Raw genomic sequence first — 17364 nt, 5'->3', positions numbered from 1 at the left:
CCACACTGGCTGAGTGGAGAATTGAGATGTTGAATCAGGGTGAACTGGACCAAGACGAGATGGGTCGGTTGATCGGTAGCGACAAGGTCGAGGGAACATCGGTCTACGGCGCCGATCGCAACAAAATCGGCTCGATCGAACGCGTGATGATCGACAAGGTCAGCGGCAAGGTGTCCTACGCCGTGCTCGGCTTCGGCGGATTTCTGGGCCTCGGCAACGACCATTATCCCTTGCCGTGGCAGTCGCTGAAATACGACACGGAGCTCGGCGGTTACGTCACGGGCATCACCACCAAGGAACTGGAAGGCGCGCCGAAATACGGCGAACGGAGTGATTGGAACTGGGGTGATGACGCCGCGGTTCGCGGCATCAACTCCTATTACGGCGTCCCCTTCGCGTAAGCGTTTCCACCGAAAGGAAGCTCGATGAGCAAGGAACGGCCTAACGACGATCCTCGGCAGCAGAGCGACTGGGGTTCGCACAAGCAGACGGACAAGCCCTGGAAGGGCACTCCGGAAAAGGAGCAGGGATCGGACGAGGTGAAGCCCGATCTCGAGAAGTGGCACGCGACGAAGACGCACTGACTCCTGGTGCATTTCCGGTGAGAGGCGTGCGCGGCACCCAGTGTGCCGCGCTCGCTTTTTGGGCAGGCGTTCACGAACGCGATGGTGCTCGCAACACAAGCGGAACCATGATCAGGAGTTGCAGTTGGGCTCGCGGCGCGTGTGCGGGCTTTGGCGGCTCTGCCGCCAGTTTGATCCCCAAGAAAGGTGTTCACCGTGGATGCTCAAACACGGGAGCGTGGACCGTCCGCGGAGCAGCCGCAGAGGGCAAAGCAAGCTCCGAAGACATCTCCTGATCAGGCCCCCGACGCCGAGGACGCGAAGCCGGCGCAGGCACCGTCGCTGCGAGACCGGATTCGCGAGCATTGGTTGCTGGCAAGCGTCGGCGCCATCGTCTTGCTGGCAGCTCTAATCGTCGGATTGCTCTACTGGCTCGAGGTGCGCCACTATGAATCCACCGACGATGCCTTCGTCGCTGCGCGCAGCTTTTCCGTGGCCTCCAAGGTCGGCGGCTACGTGACCGACATCCCGGTCACGGACAACCAGCATGTCAACGTCGGGGACCTTCTCGCCAAGATCGACGAGCGCGACTATCGCATCGCCATCGATCAGGCCAATGCGCAGGTCGCGGTCGCCAGGGCGAACATCGCCAATGTCGAGGCACAGATCGTCTCGCAGCAGGAGCAGATCAAGCAGGCGGAGGCGCAGCTCGAACAGGCCCAGGCCCAGCTCCAGTTCTCGCAGGAGGAATTCGCGCGCGCCCAGGATCTGGTCGAGAAGGGCGCCGGCACCGTGCAGCGCCAGCAGCAGACCCGCTCCGATCTTCAGGCGCAGCAGGCCAACACTGAACGCGCGAAGACCGCTGTGACGGCCGCGCAGGTCGGCATCAAGACGCTGCAGGCGCAGCTCGAGGGCGCCCGGGCGCAGCTCCAGCAGTCGCAAGCGCAGCTCGATCAGGCCAAGCTGAACCTGCAATACACCAGTGTCGTTGCGGCGCAGTCCGGCCGCGTCGTCAAACTCAGCGGCGCCAACGGCACCTTCGTCAACGCGGGCCAGAGCCTGATGATGTTCGTGCCCGACGAGGTCTGGATCGTCGCCAACTACAAGGAGACCCAGCTCAACGACATGCGGCCGGGCCAGCCGGTCGAAATCCGCATCGACGCCTATCCCGGGCGCAAGCTCACCGGCCATGTCGAGTCCGTGCAGCCGGGCTCCGGCACCGCGTTCAGCCTGCTGCCTGCAGAGAACGCCACTGGCAATTACGTCAAGGTGGTGCAGCGCGTGCCGGTGAAGATCGTGGTCGACAGCTGGCCGGCCGATTTGCCCGTTGGTCCCGGCATGTCGGTCGTGCCCTGGACCAGGGTGCGATGACGGACACGGCGCAAGGCGGCGCGTCCGCGGGCGGCTGGTCGCCGGAGCGCTCGGCGGCGGGCGGTCATAATCCCTATCTCATCGCGTTCGTCGTCTCGATCGCGACCTTCATGGAGGTGCTCGACACCACCATCGCCAACGTCGCCTTGCGCCACATCGCCGGTGGGCTTGCCGTCGGCATCGACGAGAGCACCTATGTCATCACCAGCTATCTCGTCGCCAACGCCATCGTGCTGTCGATCTCGGGCTGGCTGTCGACCGTGATCGGCCGCAAGCGCTTCTACATGATCTGCGTTGCGATCTTCACGGTCTCCTCGTTTTTGTGCGGCTTCGCCTGGAATTTGCAGGCGCTGGTGCTGTTCCGCATCCTTCAGGGCCTTGGCGGCGGCGGCATGGCGACCAGCGAGCAGGCGATCCTCGCCGACTCCTTCCCGCCGCACAAGCGCGGCCAGGCCTTCGCAATCTATGGCGTCGCGGTCGTGGTCGCGCCCGTGGTCGGTCCGACGCTCGGTGGCTGGATCACCGACACCTACACCTGGCACTGGGTGTTCCTGATCAACGTTCCCATGGGATTGCTGTCGCTGTTCCTGGTCGGCACGCTGGTCAAGGAGCCGTCGGGCGCGGAGGAGGAGAGGGAGAAGCTGCTGAGCAAGGGCCTGCGCATCGACTATGTCGGCTTCCTGCTGGTCGCGATCGGGCTCGGCTCGCTCGAATACGTGCTCGACGAAGGCCAGCGCAGCGACTGGTTCGGCTCGAACATGATCGTGTTCTTCGCGGTGCTTTCGGCCGTCTCCCTGCTTGCGCTGATCCCGTGGGAGCTGACGCGCGAGGATCCCATCGTCGATCTCCGCCTGCTCGGCCGCCGCCAGTTCGCCGCCTGCTTCCTGGTCATGCTTGCGACCGGCGCGGTGCTGATCTCGACGACGCAGCTTTTGCCGCAACTGCTCCAGAGCGATTTGAACTACACCGCCATGCTGGCCGGTCTCGCACTGTCACCGGGCGGAATCGCGACCCTGGTGCTGATGCCGGTGGTGGGGCGTCTCGTCAGCAGCGTGCAGCCGAAATACCTCATCATGCTCGGCGCTACCATCGTCGCGTTCTCGATGTGGCATCTCACAGGTCTCACCGGCGACATCACCTATGGCTACGCCGCGATGTCGCGCATCTTTCTCGCCCTCGGTCTGCCTTTCCTGTTCCTGCCGGTCACGACCGCGTCCTATGACGGCGTGCCGCCCGACAAGACCAACCAGGCCTCGGCGCTGATCAACGTCGCACGCAATATCGGCGGCTCCATGGGCGTCGCGCTGGCGCAGACAATTCTGGCGCAGCGCCAGCAATTCCACCAGAGCCGCCTGATCGAGCACGCCGCGCCGTCGGATCTCGGCTATCAGCAGACCATCGAGACGATGACCCGCTTCTTTCAGGCTCAGGGCTCGAATGCCAGCGATGCGGCCGCGCAGGCGGTCGCCTGGGTCGGCCGCACTTTGCAGCACCAAGTCGATTTGCTCGCTTATATCGACGTGTTCTGGACGCTCGCGATCATCGCGGTGCTGATGATCCCGACCGCCGCGGTGCTGCGCCCGATCAAGCTGGGCGCTCCCGCGCGGGGGCATTGAGCCAACGGCCGTTCGGAGAGAAATGGTGACCGCGGCGCAAAAGTCCGGCTAGACTGCTCCGAGCGTCAAGCAAAAGCCCGGGAGGTAATTTAAGTGAAGACCGCGATCACCGAACTGTTCGGCATCGAGCACCCCATCATCCAGGGCGGCATGCATTTCGTCGGCTTTGCCGAGCTGGCGGCTGCCGTCTCCAATGCCGGCGGGCTCGGCATCATCACCGGTCTCACACAGAAGACGCCGGAACTGCTGGCAAAAGAGATCGCACGCTGTCGCGATATGACCGACAAGCCGTTCGGCGTGAACCTCACCTTCCTGCCGACCTTCGCCGCGCCGCCTTATCCGGAATACATCGCGGCGATCGTCGAAGGCGGCATCAAGTCCGTGGAGACCGCCGGCCGCAGCCCGGAAGCCTACATGCCCGCGCTGAAGGCCGCCGGGATCAAGGTCATCCACAAATGCACCTCGGTGCGCCACTCCCTGAAAGCCGAGCGCATTGGATGCGATGCCGTCAGCGTCGACGGCTTTGAGTGTGGCGGCCATCCCGGCGAGGACGACATTCCCAACATGATTTTGCTGCCGCGCGCGGCGGAGGAATTGAAGATTCCGTTCGTCGCATCCGGCGGCATGGCCGACGGCCGCAGCCTCGTCGCGGCGCTGTCGCTGGGGGCGGCCGGCATGAACATGGGCACGCGCTTCATCGCCACCAAGGAAGCCCCGGTGCATCAGAACGTCAAGAATGCGCTGGTCGCGGCGACCGAGCTCGACACCCGCCTGATCATGCGCAGCCTGCGCAACACCGAGCGCGTCCTGAAGAACGCCAATGTCGACCGCCTGCTCGAGATCGAACGCGAGAAGGGCGACAAGCTGAAGATCGACGACATCCACGACCAGGTCGCGGGCGTCTATCCCAGGATCATGCTGGATGGGCAGATGGACGCAGGCGCGTGGAGCTGCGGCATGGTCGCGGGCCTCATCCATGACATCCCCACCTGCAAGGAACTCGTCGACAGGATCATGGCTGAGGCGGAAACCATCATCCGCACCCGTCTGATGGGGTTTCTTGAAGAGACGGGTGCACCGCGAAAGGTCGCCTGACACCGCCAAACTTCTTAACCACGGCGCCAGTTGACCGCTGGAATTGCGCGCGACGCCTCTTAAATAGAGATAAATTACCTCTTAACAATCAATTTCAGGAGGCGTCCGTGATTCCAAAGAGCGCTCCTTTTGCAATGGCCGTTGCCCTCGTGCTCGCATGGGGCGGCGTCGCGCGCGCTGACGACTACAAGCCCGACGAATATCTCGGCCTCGATCTTTCGAAGGCGGTGTTGTCGCCGAAGCGGCTCGGGCCCGAAACCCAGTTCGCGCCGGTCGCGCTGGAGGCGCGCGGCGGCAACGAGGCGCAGGCGCGCGCCGAGCCGGTCGACGTGCCGAAGAAGGTGGCCGCCGAACGCGTGCGCGTGTCGGAGCCGAAGGTCGCGCACGCCAAGCCCGCGCAGCCACGCGGCGCGGCACGCACCAAGCTCGCGCATCGCCATGGCAATCCGCTCGACGCGCAGGCGATGGACACCCGTATCCAGACCTGGCCGTGCCGCAGCGGCGGCATCTGCAACTGGAAGCATTAGGTTCAGCTCCGAGCCGTCATCCGCACGTCGTAAAACCGTAGGCCCGCGGTCAAGAAACCGTAAGCCGGGGGTCAAACGACGCAGGCACCTTCCGTCGCTAGTCGACGAAGGTTTCCTGAATGGTAGCGCTCCGCGCCTCGCGCGCCTGGACCCGGCGGCAATTCCTGGTCCGTTCCACCTCGAGCCTCGCCGTTGCCGCGCTCGCAACGCCGCATCTCAGCCGCGCCGCGGATCGTCCGCAGATCGCAGGCGGCATCCAGTCCGGCGACGTCTCGGATGGCTCCGCCGTGATCTGGGCGCGTGCCGACAGGCCGGCGCGGATGCGGGTGGATTATTCGTCCGTGGAACGCTTCAAGACCGTCATCGCGTCGGCTTTGCGCGATGCGTCGCCCGATGCCGACTTCACCTCGAAACTGCTGCTGGAAGATCTGCCGCCCGGGCAGGACATCTTCTATCGTGTGCGCTTCGACGACATCGCGACCGGCATCGCCGGCGAAAGCCGCATCGGCCATTTCCGCACTGCGCCGGTTGCCGGCCGGTCGATCTCGTTCCTGTGGTCCGGTGATACTGCGGGGCAGGGCTGGGGCATCGACACATCGCGCGGCGGCTACCGCAGCTATCGCACCATGCTCGACAATCGCCCCGACTTCTTCATCCACTCCGGCGATCACATCTATGCCGACTGCACGATCCCCTCCGAGCAGAAGATGCCGAACGGCGAGATCTGGCGCAATGTCGTAACCGAGGAGAAATCCGAGGTCGCGCACACGCTGGCGCAGTTCCGCGGCAACTACAAATACAACCATCTCGACGAGCACTTCCGCGCCTTCCATGCCGAGGTGCCGATGTTCGCGCAATGGGACGACCACGAGGTCACCAACGACTGGTCGCCGACCGGCAGCTATGACGCCGCCGGCCATGAGGATGACGGCACCCCGCGCCTGGTCGCGCGCGCCCGCCGCGCGTTCTTCGACTTCATGCCGATCCACGACATCGGCGCGCGAAAGGGGCGGGTCTATCGCAAGATCGCCTATGGCCCGCTGCTCGACGTCTTCATGATCGACATGCGCAGCTATCGCGACGAGAGCTGGAACAAGGGCGACGATCACCGCGGCTGGATCCTGGGCGCAGAACAGCTCGCCTGGCTGAAGCGTGAGCTCGCGGCGTCGCGCGCGACCTGGAAGATGATCGCGGCCGACCTGCCGATCGGGCTGGTCAGTCTCGATGCGGTCGCGCTGGGTAGTGGGCCGCCCGACCGGCGCGAGCACGAGATCGCCGATCTTCTCGCGTCCATCAAGCACGCCGGACTCCGCAACATCGTCTGGCTCACCGCCGACATGCATTACACCGCCGCGCATTATTACGATCCGAACAGGGCGCAATTCCAGGAGTTCGAACCGTTCTGGGAGTTCGTCTCGGGGCCCTTGCATGCCGGCACCTGGGGGCCGGGCGAGCTCGACGATACCTTTGGTCCCGTCGCGATGTACCAGAACGGGTGCAGCGAGGCGCAGGGGGAAAACCTCGCGCCCTGTTTCGGACTGCAGTTCTTCGGCAAGGTCGACATCGATGGCCGGACCGGCGTGATGACAGTGACGCTGAAGGACGTCGACAACCGGGACCTCTGGTCGGTCGATATCGAGCCGCAGCCGCAGGCGCGTCCAGCCGTCGTGGCGCAGCATTCCTGAGGGACGCTAACCCGATCTTGATTGGCCGCATTGCGCCTGCCGCGCTATGCTGTCCATTCCCGCCACCTCTTTTCCATCCCCAAAGAGTCTGCTCACGCAGCATCGCTGCTGGCCTCGGCGGGCTGAACGATGTCAGGAGCCTTTTCATGGATACTCTCAAGACACAGGGCATCAGCATGCCCAAGCTTGGCCTCGGGACCTTCCGCATGCAGGGCGATGCCTGCCGCGCGGCAGTCGAGAGCGCGCTATCGATCGGCTATCGCCATATCGATACCGCCGAGATGTACGGCAACGAAGAATCGATTGGCGCGGCGCTCGCCGCGGCCCGGCTGCCGCGGGGCGAGCTGCACGTCACGACGAAAGTCTGGCACGAGAACCTCAGCCCCGACGCCATTCGCCGCGCTTTCGACGCCAGCCTGGAGAAGCTGCGGCTCGACCATGTCGATCTCTATCTCGTGCACTGGCCGTCCAAGGCGGCGAACTGGGGCGCGGTGTTCGAGACCTTGATGAAGCTGAAGGAGGAGGGGCGCACGCGGGCGATCGGCGTCGCCAACTTCACCACAGCGCTGCTGAAGATCGCGGTCGAGGACATCAAGGCGCCGATCGCGTGCAATCAGATCGAATACCACGCCATGCTCGATCAATCGAAGGTGCTGGCCTATCTCAACGCCAAATCGATCCCGCTGGTTGCCTATTGCCCGTTGGCACAGGGGCGCGCCGCCTCCGATCCGGTGCTGGCCGAGATCGGCGCGAGGCACAATGCAACCGCCGCGCAGGTCGCGCTGAAATGGCTGCTCGACCAGGACGGTGTCGCCGCGATCCCGAAAGCCTCACGCCGAGAGAGCCAGCAGGCCAATCTCGACGCGCTGAAGATCACCCTCGATGATGCCGACCGCAACAAGATCGCCGCGCTGCCGAAGGACAGGCGCTGCGTCAATCCCGGCTTCGCGCCGGCATGGGACTGACCTCGCCGAACGTTTCGTGCAAGCAAAGAAATGGCCCCGCGAGGGGCCATTTCCATATTGCGTTGCGCATTAGTCCCAATGATGGCGGTGACCACGCTTGATCACGACGACGCGGTCGCGATGGCGCCAGCCGCGATGCCAGCCGTGATCGCGATGCATGCCGTATTCGGCGCGGGCGCCATACATGCCGTGATGATGACCTCCGCGCTTGATCACCACCGTCTCCGCGCTGGCGAGCGTCGGCAGTGCAACCGCGAGCGCGCCGACAGCGGCAAGCACATAACCAAACTTCTTCATGATGTCCTCCTCCAATGGAATGCAAATCTAAACGGCGCATTCGCGGGAACGTTCCGGAGGAATCGCAGGAGATTTCTGAACGCCTGTTCAGGTGGGTTAATCGCAGCGCTGTTGTGCAGGTGTTGACGCGCCGGTCGCGACGTATTTGCCGTCCCTGATCGTGTACTCGCCGCGCTCGCTGCGATTGTAGATTGCGCGCAAGCTGCCTTGCTTCGAAAGGAGCAGGCCAAACTCGCGCGTCTGCTGCAGCGATGGGAAGTACACCATCACATTGAGCATGCCGTCGGCGCTGACCGTCGCCGATACCACTTCGTTTTCGTCCTTGGTCTCGCCGAAATTGCGCTGGTACATCACCCTTCCGTCCTTGCGGATCTCGTAAATCAAGAGCGCGCCCTTGTCGCGGTCGGGCCGGACCGCGCAGTCGATCGCCCATGAGCCGAGCAGACCCCATTGCTCGACGGTCGCCGCGAGCGACTCGGCACCAGCCGCCGGCTCGAACGCAACCCACAGCACTGCTGCCGCGATCCAGCGGTTCAAACAACGCCTCATGTTCTGAAAAGCCCCACCTCCGAATGATTCCGAAGTGTAGCATTCCGCACGCGATCGTCCACGCTGACCGCCATTCGCGCGCGAATTTGATCCGCGTCAATGAGGCCGGCCGCTTCCGGGGTAGGATGGCGCTCCCGAAGGCGAAATTGGATAGACCGATGCTGAATCAAGTCAGGGATTTCGCAGGCGAGGTGCTGCCCGGGAGCTGCGCCGTGCCGCCTTATTCCGAGAGCGCGTTTCTGGCCGAGCTGGGCGACCGCTTGAAGTCCTCGCGCATGCGCTGCGTCCTGTCGCGGCGGGAGCTCGCCCGCCGCTCCGGGATTTCCGAGCGCTACATCGCCCAGATCGAGGCCGGCAAGGGCAACGTCTCGATCGTGCTGCTGCTGCGGCTGGCCTCCGCGATCCACGGCAGCCAGCCTCAGATCGTCTGAAGGCTCAGGCTCGCTTCTCCACATTGGCGCTGCGGGCCGGCACGCCGAACTCCTTGCGGCAGATCTCGGCTAGCACGGCGACGCCCTCGCGGATCTGCTGATGCGAGGGGCTCGCAAAGCACAGCCGCAGTCGCGATCTGGAGTGGGTTTTGTCGGTCGACCATTCCGGCCCCGGATTGATCGAGACGCCGGCGGCAAGCGCGGCCTGATACAGCTTTAGCGTATCCACCTGATCGGGCAGCTTCACCCACAGGAAGATGCCGCCCTTGGGCTCCTCGAACTCGGCTGCCGTCCCGAACTGCTCGTTGACGGCCTCCATCAGCGTGTCGAGCTTGGTGCGTAGCGCCTTGGTCAGCGCCGGCACGTGGGTCGAGAAATACGGCTTGCAATAGGCAGCGAGCACCATCTGCTCCAACGCGCCGGAGCCGGCGTCCGTCTTCAGCGCCAGCATCCGCGACATCACATCCCAGGGCGCGACGATGAAGCCGACGCGCAGCGCGGGCGCGATCGACTTCGAGAACGAGCCGATATGGATCACGGCGCCGTTCGGGCTCATCGCATAAATCGCCGGCGGCCGCTGTCCTGACCAGACCAGATCGGCATAGCAATCGTCCTCGAAGATCGGCACGCCGTAGTCCGCTGACAGCCGCAACAGCTCGGTGCGGCGGCCCTCCGGCATGATGCTGCCGGTCGGGTTCTGCACCGTCGGAATGGTGTAAATGTATTTCGGCCGGATGCCGCGGCCCTTGAGGTCGGCCAGCGTCGTGGCCAGCACGTCCATGCGCATGCCGTCCTTATCGAGGGGAATGCCAACCACGTTGACCCCGAGCCGCGCCAGGCGGGTCAGCGAGCCCTGATAGCTATCCTGCTCGAAGATCACGGTATCGCCGCGCGTCAGCAGCGTGGCGTTGACGAGGTCGAGCGCCTGCAGCGAGCCGGAGACGATCAGGAGATCGTCGACCGTGCAGTTGATGCCGGCATCGCGCTTGAGTTTTGTCACCAGGAATTCGCGCAAGGGCAGATAGCCCTGGGGACCATGTGCAAGCCCGTAAGTGGCGAGCGAGCGGCCTTCGCGTTGCAGAGCCAGGTTGGCCGCCTCGATCAGATGATCGAGCGGCACCTGCTCGGAGTCGTTATTGCCGCCGACAAAACTGTATTTGGCGAGGCCCGTCCAGCGCGCAGAGGGGGCCGGCAGCCCTGCGGGAAACAGGGGCGCAAAATCGAAGCTGGACGTCATGGGAGCGTTCCTCGTTCCATTCTTGTCAGGCTGCCGGCTTTGCGCCGGTCAGTCGTGCTTCTTGCTTATTTCTTGCCGACCGTCCGGGTCGGACGGCCCTGGCTGATGAAAGCGTAATGCGCATTGGCGACGCCGCCAACCATCAAGGCCTCGACGGCAGGCTCGGCGATCTCGCTTGTTGCGGCCCAATCGACGAGGAAATTGGCTCCGGTCCCGCCGCGTACGTCGTCGGTCGGAATGAAGATCGAGACGGTGGCGAGGGGCTTCAACGCGACGGGTGCCTTCAGATAGCTCTCGACCTGCTTGCCCGCGGTGTCGAAATAGGCGATGCGTTTGACCACCAGTGCTTGCGTCTCGGAGGCGTTGTGCACGCTCAGGGTCACCGAGAAGTCGACGCGCAGCTTGCCCTGGCTCATCGCGACGCTGGAATAGGCGGGCACGTAGAACCCGCCGGAGACGGCGAGTTCTTCTTTTGGCAGTGCGGTGAGGCAATCGGCAAAGCTTTGTTCGATATTGACCTTGGATTGAGCGGCCGCGGGGACGGAGCAGGCGAGGGGGCATAGCAGCATTGCAATGGCGCGCCCCATCCGCATGTGACGAATTGCTCGCTTGCCGCGCCGCACTCGATCACTAGGGTGCGGCAAAACGGACCAATCTGGCATGCACGAGCTCATTCGCGACATCACTCTCTGTATCCTGTTTGCCTGGATGCTGGGCCTGCTTGCCCACTTCTCCAGGCAACCGCTGATCCTGGCCTACCTTATCGCCGGCTTCTGCATTGGTCCATTTGGCGCCGGCTGGGTCAAGTCGCAGGAATCGATCAGCGTCATCTCCGAGCTCGGCCTGATCTTCATGCTGTTCATGATCGGCCTGGAGATCGACCTGAAGAAGATCGTGCGGGCCGGAAAAGTCATCCTGTTCGCGGCGGGCGGCCAGCTCCTCGGCGGCTGCCTGCTCGGGGTGCTGTTCTTCGTCGGCATCGGCCTGTCGCTCGGTGGGGGCCAGTTCGACGCGGTTTATCTCTGTGTCGCCTGCGCGCTGTCGAGCACCGTCATCATCGTCAAGGTGCTCTACGAGAAGCGCGAGCTCGACACCCTGCCGGGCCGCATCACCCTCGGCGTGCTGGTGCTCCAGGACATCTTCGCGATCCTGTTCCTGGCGGTGCAGCCGAGCCTCGCCAATCTGGAAATCAGCGTCATCCTGCTCTCGATCGGCCGCGTCGCGGTGCTGGTCGCCGCGGCACTGCTGGTGAGCCGCTACGTGCTGCCGCGCCTGTTTCACCAGATCGCCCGCCGCCCCGAGCTGATCCTGCTCGGCGCGCTCGCCTGGTGTTTCCTGGTCGCCGAGACCGCCGAGCGGCTGTCGCTGTCGCGCGAGATGGGCGCCCTGATCGCCGGCGTCTCGCTCTCGACCTTTCCCTACGCGCTCGACGTCACGGCCAAGGTCACGACGCTTCGCGATTTCTTCATCACGCTGTTCTTCGTCGCGCTCGGCATGACCATTCCCGTGCCCGGCCTCTCCGTGATCGGGCTTGCCCTGATGATCGCGGCGTTCACGGTGGTGAGCCGCCTCGTCACCACCTTCGCCCCGCTCTATCTGATGAAGCAGGGCCTGCGCGCCAGCCTGTTGCCGGCCCTGAATCTCGCGCAGATCTCCGAATTTTCGCTGGTGGTGATCCAGACCGGCGTCGCCGACCATCACATCGCGGCGGAGACTGCGAATGCGGCCTCCTTCGCCTTCGTGGTGCTGGCGGTGCTCTCGACCTTCGTGATGACCCGCAGCGACGAGATCACCCGCTGGGCGATCGGTCCCCTGAAGCGGATCGGCCTGCGCGATCTCGACCACGGCAATGGCCAAGGCGAGGAAGGGCACGAAGGCCATGGCGAGGCGCGCCGCATCGTCATCCTCGGCTTTTTCCGTGCGGCGAGCGCGCTGCTGGCCGAGATCGAACGGCAGGCACCGGTGCTGCTCGAGCAGATCACCGTGATCGACTTCAACCCCAATGTGTACCAGACGCTGCTTTCGCGCGGCCTGCATGTGATCTATGGCGATATCAGCAGCGCCGACACGCTGCTCCATGCCGGCGTCGGCAAGTCCGAGATGATCATCCTCAGCGTACCGGATGCGCTTCTGAAGGGGGCCAGCAACGAGAAGCTGGTCCGCCACGTCCGCACCCTCAACCCGACCGCCATGATCATTGCCACGGCCGATCTGTTGTCGGATGTGGACGAACTCTACGCGGCTGGCGCCAGCTATGTCACCGTGACCCGGCTCAGCGACGCCCACGAGTTGTTCACGGTGATCGAGGCCGCCCAAGCCGGCCTGTTGGCCGACAAGCGTGCCGAACTCGATCAGCGGCTTGGCGAGCGGCGCGAGGTGCTGCCCTGACCGCGCCAGGCCCGCTTCTCACCGGGGCTTTTCCGCGCCCATATCCCTGATCTGCCCGGTGCAAGCCGCCCGTCGGGCAGGGCTGCGGTCCGGCATATGTGGTTGCGCCGGGGACACTAGCGCCCCGGCCCAAGTCCGGCTAAGCCTCCGGGCCATAACCGATAGAGATTGGGAAATGCCGGATAACGTCCAGGAAGTCTTGCAGGCCTTTGCCCGGGGTGAGCTCGTGGTCGTCACCGACGACGATGACCGCGAGGGCGAGGGCGATCTGATCGTCGCCGCCTCGTTCTGCACCGCGGAGAAGATGGCATTCATCATCCGCCACACCTCCGGCATCGTTTGCGCGCCGATCACCACCGAAGATGCGCGCCGCCTGCGGCTCGATCCGATGGTGGCCCACAACGATTCCGCGCACACCACCGCATTCACGGTCTCGATCGACTACAAGCCCGACGGCGGCACCGGCATCTCGGCCGAGGAGCGCGCCTCGTGCTGCCGCGCGCTGTCCAATCCCAACGCTGGTGCCAACGATTTCGCCCGTCCCGGCCACATCTTCCCGCTGATCGCCAAGGACGGCGGCGTGCTGCTGCGCTCCGGTCATACCGAGGCCGCGGTCGATCTGTGCAAGCTCTCCGGCCTGCCGCCGGTCGGCGTCATCAGCGAGTTGATGAATGACGACGGCAGCGTAATGAAGGGCGAGCAGGTCGCCCGCTTCGCCGCCCAGCACAAGCTCAAGCACGTCACCATCGCCGACATGATCGCCTACCGCCAGGTGCGCGAGAAGCTGATCGAGCGGGTCTCGACCTTCGTCACCGAAAGCCCGATCGGGCCGCTTCAGGGCTATGCCTACCGCTCGCCGTTCGATTCCATCGCCCACGTCGCCTTCGTCTATAACGGCGTCGGCGACGGCAAGAACGTCCTGACACGCTTCCACAAGCCGAACATCGTCAAGGACATCTTCACCGGCCACAAGCGCATGGCGGCGGTGCTCGAGCACTTCAAGACATCGGGCCGTGGCGTTCTGGTCTATCTGCGCGACGGTGCCGCCGGTGTCCCCGTGGCGCCGCTGCCCGATGAGAGCGCGACCGAGGCTGACCGCAACCGGCAGTGGCGTGAAGTCGGCGTCGGTGCACAAATCCTGCGCGATCTCGGCGTCACCTCGATCCGGCATCTCACCTCCTCCGTGCACGACTACAAGGGTCTTTCGGGCTTCGGCATCGAGATCGTCGCCAACGAGCTGCTCGAAAGCTAGCGCTGTCATCCCGGGGTGCGCGAAGCGCATCCCCCGAGGCGCGCCTCGCAGGTCCCCGGGATTCACGCAGACCCGATCATCTGCAACGCAATTGCACTTGTTGCCGCGGCGCTTTACGTTGTCGGGCAAATTTTGACGGAACCAGACGAAAGGACGTTTCATGACCGCGCGCCCTCAGGCCAAGGACAAGCCGGCTTCGGCTTCTTTCCAGTGGGACGATCCGTTCCTGCTCGACGAGCAGCTCACCGAAGACGAGCGCATGGTGCGCGACACCGCGCGCGCCTACGCCCAGGACAAGCTGCTGCCGCGCGTCGCCAAGGCCTACCTAGAAGAGAAGACGGATCGCGAGATCTTCAATGAGATGGGCGAACTCGGCCTGATCGGCATCACGTTGCCGGAGGAATATGGCTGCGCCAACGCCGGCTATGTCGCCTATGGTCTCGTCGCACGCGAGATCGAACGGGTCGATTCCGGCTACCGCTCGATGAACTCGGTGCAGTCCTCGCTGGTGATGTATCCGATCTACGCCTATGGCGACGAGAACCAGCGCAAGAAGTACCTGCCGAAGCTCGCCAGTGGCGAGTGGGTCGGCTGCTTCGGGCTGACCGAGCCTGACGCCGGCTCCGATCCGGCCGGCATGAAAACCCGCGCGGAGAAGGTTTCGGACGGCTATCGCCTGACCGGCAGCAAGATGTGGATCTCGAACGCGCCGATCGCCGACGTGTTCGTGGTCTGGGCCAAGTCGGCCGCGCACGACAACCAGATCCGCGGCTTCGTGCTGGAGAAGGGCATGAAGGGCCTGTCGGCACCGAAAATCGGCGGCAAGCTGTCGCTTCGCGCCTCCATCACCGGCGAGGTCGTGATGGACGGCGTCGTGGTTCCGGAAGACGCGCTGCTGCCCAACGTCTCCGGCCTGAAGGGCCCGTTCGGCTGCCTCAACCGCGCCCGCTACGGTATTTCCTGGGGCGTGCTCGGCGCGGCCGAGGACTGCATGCACCGTGCCCGCCAGTACACGCTCGACCGCAAGCAGTTCGGCAAGCCGCTCGCTGCGACCCAGCTCGTGCAGAAGAAGCTCGCGGACATGCAGACCGAGATCGCGCTGGGCCTTCAGGGCTCGCTCCGCGTCGGCCGCCTGATGGACGAGGGCAAGTTCGCGCCCGAGATGATCTCGATCATGAAGCGCAACAATTGCGGCAAGGCGCTCGACATCGCCCGCGTCGCGCGCGACATGCACGGCGGCAACGGCATCTCGATCGAGTATCACGTGATGCGCCACGTCCATAACCTCGAGACCGTCAACACATACGAGGGCACCCACGACGTCCACGCCCTGATCCTGGGCCGCGCGATCACGGGCATTCAGGCGTTTTTCTAGGTACGTATTCCGTGGCCGTCGTTTTGCTCAGCTGTCATCGTCCGCGAAAGCGGACGATCCAGTATCCCAGAGACCTCGCCTTCGCCACGGGCGCCACGGCGTACTGGATACCCCGCCTTCGCGGGGTATGACGGCGAGGGTTGGGGCTGCAGTGCACAGGAAGTCCCATGTCCGACAACGACGACGTCCCGTTCAACCGCGACTTTCCGCTGAAGCCCGGCATCGTCGAGGAGGTCCGCCCCGGTGTGCGGCGCGTGCTCTGTAACAATCCGAGCCCGTTCACTTTCACCGGCACGGTCAGCTACATCGTGGGCCGAGGCAATGTCGCGATCATCGATCCCGGTCCGGATGACGAGGCGCATGCGGCGGCGCTGCTCGATGCTGTCAGCGGCGAGACGGTGAGCCATATCTTCGTCACCCACACCCACCGCGACCATTCGCCGAACACGGCGCGGATCAAGCGGGCGACCGGCGCGGCTGTTTACGCCGAAGGCCCGCACCGCGCCTCGCGCCCGCGTTTCGAGAGCGAGAAGCACAACCCGGAATCCGGCGCCGATCGCGACTTCGCGCCCGATATCAGGATCGCCCATGGCGACGTGGTCGAAGGCGACGGCTGGCGGCTCGAGGCCGTGGCGACACCTGGCCATACCGCCAATCACCTTGCGTTTGCCTGGCCCGAGCGGAAATTCAACTTCGTCGGCGATCACGTGATGGGGTGGTCGACCTCGATCGTGGCGCCGCCCGACGGCTCGATGATCGACTACATGGAATCGCTGGATCGTCTCGCCGCGCGCGAGGAGGATGTGTATTTCTCCGGCCACGGCCCCGAAATTCCGGACGGTCCGCGCTTCGTGCGCTTCCTGATCCGTCACCGCAAGGCGCGCGAAGCCTCCATCCTGCACCGCCTCGCCAAGGGCGAGACCGACATCCCGACCATGGTCCGGGCAATCTATATCGGCATCGACCCGAGGCTCACCACCGCGGCAGGCTACTCCGTGCTGGCGCATCTGGAGGATCTGGTCGCCCGCGGCGTGGTGGCGACGGATGGCGATCCCGTGATCGGCGGGACCTATCGGATGGCGAACGCCTAGCGTTCCGTCACTTCTTCACAGTTTTCGCCGGCGCCTTCGGCGGCGCCACCGGCGTCTTCTTCACCGGCTTGAGTGCGTCGGCATCGGCGGCGGTGTTGAGATCGTCGATGAATTTCTTCACGCGCGCGGCGTTGCTGCCGAGGTCGCTCTCGAAATAGCGCGAGGCGGAGCGGATATCGACGCGGGAATCCTCGCCGTCGGGCACGACGCGGATCGCGATGTCCTCGCGGAACCCCATGATCGGCGAGCGCGCCACCGCCTCGATGCGGCCGATGCGGCGCGGCGGCTGCGGCGCGCGCTCGTCGATGACAAGCCATTTGCGCTTGTTGACCAGCTGAAGCGCGATCGCATAGGCGCGGTCGACTGAAATCTCGAGCTCGATCGGCTCGATATCGGGATAGAACTGACGCTGCTGCTCGGCCGAATAGAGGCCGGCATACACAGCGGTATTGGCACCATCGCCGGTGCGCAGGCGGGCCAGCGCGTCGAAGCGCGGCGGGTCGATCGGGTCGGTGGTGATGTCGTGGATCGCCGGCTGCTTGCGGTATTGCAGGCCGAGATAAGCGGGATAGGCGAGGATCGCGCCGTCGATCAGGAAGGCAAGCAGGATGCGCGCCATGCCGCGCGAGCCGTTCTGCCAGATCGCGGCAAAGCCGGCGAGCCCGAACAGGATCGAGAGCGCCGCAATCCCGAGCCCGCCGAAGAAGGTCGCGAGTGCCGGCTTCATCTCCAGGAAGCCGAACCGGACGATGATGATCGAGACCACCACCGCCACCACCGCGAACACGGCCAGATTGCGCGCCCAGCTCGCGAGACTGGACACGGGCTCCGACTGATAGGGAGCGGAAAACCTGCGGGCCATCGGGTGAGCTCTGCCGGGGTCTTGAGGGCGATGCCGGCCGATCGGGCACGACGATGGGCC

The 17364-nt window shown here is 64.6% G+C and carries 18 protein-coding genes; 13 read left to right on the top strand and 5 right to left on the bottom strand.

Annotated features, from left to right (window positions below; genetic code table 11):
• Positions 1–26 precede the first annotated feature (26 nt).
• The 8 genes from IVB48_RS10160 to IVB48_RS10125 all read left to right on the top strand — a co-directional run bounded on the left by IVB48_RS10160 (position 27) and on the right by IVB48_RS10125 (position 7822).
• Positions 27–401: a PRC-barrel domain-containing protein gene (locus tag IVB48_RS10160; protein ID WP_247399776.1), complete on the top strand. Its 375-nt coding sequence runs from the start codon at positions 27–29 to the stop codon at positions 399–401.
• Between the two features lie 24 nt (positions 402–425).
• Positions 426–584, top strand: a complete 159-nt coding sequence (locus tag IVB48_RS10155) for a hypothetical protein (RefSeq protein WP_007594751.1) — start codon at positions 426–428, stop codon at positions 582–584.
• A gap of 195 nt (positions 585–779) precedes the next feature.
• Entirely contained in the window at positions 780–1934 is a 1155-nt protein-coding gene (locus IVB48_RS10150) for an HlyD family secretion protein (RefSeq protein ID WP_247399773.1), read from the top strand.
• Positions 1931–3550: a DHA2 family efflux MFS transporter permease subunit gene (locus IVB48_RS10145; protein ID WP_247399771.1), complete on the top strand. Its 1620-nt coding sequence runs from the start codon at positions 1931–1933 to the stop codon at positions 3548–3550. The genes IVB48_RS10150 and IVB48_RS10145 overlap by 4 nt, the downstream gene beginning before the upstream one ends.
• Before the next feature lie 93 nt (positions 3551–3643).
• Complete coding sequence (locus tag IVB48_RS10140; RefSeq protein WP_027568692.1) at positions 3644–4645, top strand: nitronate monooxygenase family protein; 1002 nt, start codon at positions 3644–3646, stop codon at positions 4643–4645.
• Between the two features lie 107 nt (positions 4646–4752).
• On the top strand, positions 4753–5172 hold the full coding sequence (locus tag IVB48_RS10135; protein ID WP_247399770.1) for a hypothetical protein: 420 nt from the start codon (positions 4753–4755) through the stop codon (positions 5170–5172).
• Positions 5173–5291: 119 nt separating this feature from the next.
• Positions 5292–6857 (top strand): alkaline phosphatase D family protein, encoded by a 1566-nt coding sequence (locus IVB48_RS10130; RefSeq protein WP_247399767.1) that lies wholly within the window; start codon positions 5292–5294, stop codon positions 6855–6857.
• A gap of 146 nt (positions 6858–7003) precedes the next feature.
• Positions 7004–7822, top strand: coding sequence for an aldo/keto reductase (locus IVB48_RS10125; RefSeq protein ID WP_247399765.1), 819 nt, complete (start codon positions 7004–7006; stop codon positions 7820–7822).
• 69 nt (positions 7823–7891) lie between these two features.
• On the opposite strand, the gene IVB48_RS10120 is transcribed toward IVB48_RS10125, so the two are convergent.
• Both IVB48_RS10120 and IVB48_RS10115 read right to left on the bottom strand, forming a co-directional pair.
• Positions 7892–8119 carry a hypothetical protein gene (locus tag IVB48_RS10120; RefSeq protein ID WP_027516531.1) on the bottom strand — a complete coding sequence of 76 codons (228 nt, stop codon included), beginning with the start codon at positions 8117–8119 and terminating at the stop codon, positions 7892–7894.
• A 96-nt stretch (positions 8120–8215) separates the two neighbouring features.
• A complete protein-coding gene (locus IVB48_RS10115) occupies positions 8216–8668 on the bottom strand; it encodes a hypothetical protein (protein ID WP_247399764.1) in 453 nt (150 codons plus the stop codon).
• A gap of 158 nt (positions 8669–8826) precedes the next feature.
• Here IVB48_RS10115 and IVB48_RS10110 point away from each other — a divergent pair, with 158 nt between their 5' ends.
• Positions 8827–9099 (top strand): helix-turn-helix domain-containing protein, encoded by a 273-nt coding sequence (locus IVB48_RS10110; RefSeq protein ID WP_018456224.1) that lies wholly within the window; start codon positions 8827–8829, stop codon positions 9097–9099.
• Positions 9100–9103: 4 nt separating this feature from the next.
• Here the strand turns inward: IVB48_RS10110 and IVB48_RS10105 are convergent, their stop codons facing one another.
• Both IVB48_RS10105 and IVB48_RS10100 read right to left on the bottom strand, forming a co-directional pair.
• Entirely contained in the window at positions 9104–10336 is a 1233-nt protein-coding gene (locus IVB48_RS10105) for a PLP-dependent aminotransferase family protein (RefSeq protein WP_247399763.1), read from the bottom strand.
• A 65-nt stretch (positions 10337–10401) separates the two neighbouring features.
• Entirely contained in the window at positions 10402–10929 is a 528-nt protein-coding gene (locus tag IVB48_RS10100) for a DUF3124 domain-containing protein (protein WP_346658977.1), read from the bottom strand.
• Between the two features lie 67 nt (positions 10930–10996).
• On the opposite strand from IVB48_RS10100, the gene IVB48_RS10095 reads away from it, so the two are divergent.
• From IVB48_RS10095 to IVB48_RS10080, 4 genes are all read left to right on the top strand, one after another.
• The gene (locus IVB48_RS10095) at positions 10997–12724 is read left to right on the top strand and encodes a cation:proton antiporter (RefSeq protein WP_247290998.1); all 1728 of its coding nucleotides are present in this window, start codon (positions 10997–10999) and stop codon (positions 12722–12724) included.
• 175 nt (positions 12725–12899) lie between these two features.
• Entirely contained in the window at positions 12900–13976 is a 1077-nt protein-coding gene (gene ribB, locus IVB48_RS10090) for a 3,4-dihydroxy-2-butanone-4-phosphate synthase (RefSeq protein WP_027568700.1), read from the top strand.
• A gap of 160 nt (positions 13977–14136) precedes the next feature.
• The gene (locus IVB48_RS10085; RefSeq protein WP_007594720.1) at positions 14137–15351 is read left to right on the top strand and encodes an acyl-CoA dehydrogenase; all 1215 of its coding nucleotides are present in this window, start codon (positions 14137–14139) and stop codon (positions 15349–15351) included.
• 167 nt (positions 15352–15518) lie between these two features.
• The gene (locus IVB48_RS10080) at positions 15519–16442 is read left to right on the top strand and encodes an MBL fold metallo-hydrolase (protein ID WP_247356901.1); all 924 of its coding nucleotides are present in this window, start codon (positions 15519–15521) and stop codon (positions 16440–16442) included.
• Between the two features lie 7 nt (positions 16443–16449).
• Here the strand turns inward: IVB48_RS10080 and IVB48_RS10075 are convergent, their stop codons facing one another.
• A complete protein-coding gene (locus tag IVB48_RS10075) occupies positions 16450–17304 on the bottom strand; it encodes a DUF1499 domain-containing protein (RefSeq protein ID WP_247399761.1) in 855 nt (284 codons plus the stop codon).
• Positions 17305–17364 lie beyond the last annotated feature (60 nt).

Origin of the sequence: Bradyrhizobium sp. 76 (genome assembly GCF_023073025.1) — a bacterium.
In the GTDB taxonomy this organism is placed as follows: Bacteria; Pseudomonadota; Alphaproteobacteria; order Rhizobiales; family Xanthobacteraceae; genus Bradyrhizobium.
Note: the sequence above shows the minus strand (reverse complement) of the source record. Positions and strands in the feature narration are given on the sequence as shown.

Bases quoted from the DNA above. Each gene is read 5' to 3' on its own strand.
- IVB48_RS10160 (WP_247399776.1), top strand. From the start codon at position 27: ATGTTGAATCAGGGTGAACTGGACCAAGACGAGATGGGTCGGTTGATC.
- IVB48_RS10155 (WP_007594751.1), top strand. From the start codon at position 426: ATGAGCAAGGAACGGCCTAACGACGATCCTCGGCAGCAGAGCGACTGG.
- IVB48_RS10145 (WP_247399771.1), top strand. From the start codon at position 1,931: ATGACGGACACGGCGCAAGGCGGCGCGTCCGCGGGCGGCTGGTCGCCG.
- IVB48_RS10130 (WP_247399767.1), top strand. From the start codon at position 5,292: ATGGTAGCGCTCCGCGCCTCGCGCGCCTGGACCCGGCGGCAATTCCTG.
- IVB48_RS10125 (WP_247399765.1), top strand. From the start codon at position 7,004: ATGGATACTCTCAAGACACAGGGCATCAGCATGCCCAAGCTTGGCCTC.
- IVB48_RS10120 (WP_027516531.1), bottom strand. From the start codon at position 8,119: ATGAAGAAGTTTGGTTATGTGCTTGCCGCTGTCGGCGCGCTCGCGGTT.
- IVB48_RS10115 (WP_247399764.1), bottom strand. From the start codon at position 8,668: ATGAGGCGTTGTTTGAACCGCTGGATCGCGGCAGCAGTGCTGTGGGTT.
- IVB48_RS10110 (WP_018456224.1), top strand. From the start codon at position 8,827: ATGCTGAATCAAGTCAGGGATTTCGCAGGCGAGGTGCTGCCCGGGAGC.
- IVB48_RS10105 (WP_247399763.1), bottom strand. From the start codon at position 10,336: ATGACGTCCAGCTTCGATTTTGCGCCCCTGTTTCCCGCAGGGCTGCCG.
- IVB48_RS10100 (WP_346658977.1), bottom strand. From the start codon at position 10,929: ATGCGGATGGGGCGCGCCATTGCAATGCTGCTATGCCCCCTCGCCTGC.
- IVB48_RS10095 (WP_247290998.1), top strand. From the start codon at position 10,997: ATGCACGAGCTCATTCGCGACATCACTCTCTGTATCCTGTTTGCCTGG.
- ribB (WP_027568700.1), top strand. From the start codon at position 12,900: ATGCCGGATAACGTCCAGGAAGTCTTGCAGGCCTTTGCCCGGGGTGAG.
- IVB48_RS10085 (WP_007594720.1), top strand. From the start codon at position 14,137: ATGACCGCGCGCCCTCAGGCCAAGGACAAGCCGGCTTCGGCTTCTTTC.
- IVB48_RS10080 (WP_247356901.1), top strand. From the start codon at position 15,519: ATGTCCGACAACGACGACGTCCCGTTCAACCGCGACTTTCCGCTGAAG.
- IVB48_RS10075 (WP_247399761.1), bottom strand. From the start codon at position 17,304: ATGGCCCGCAGGTTTTCCGCTCCCTATCAGTCGGAGCCCGTGTCCAGT.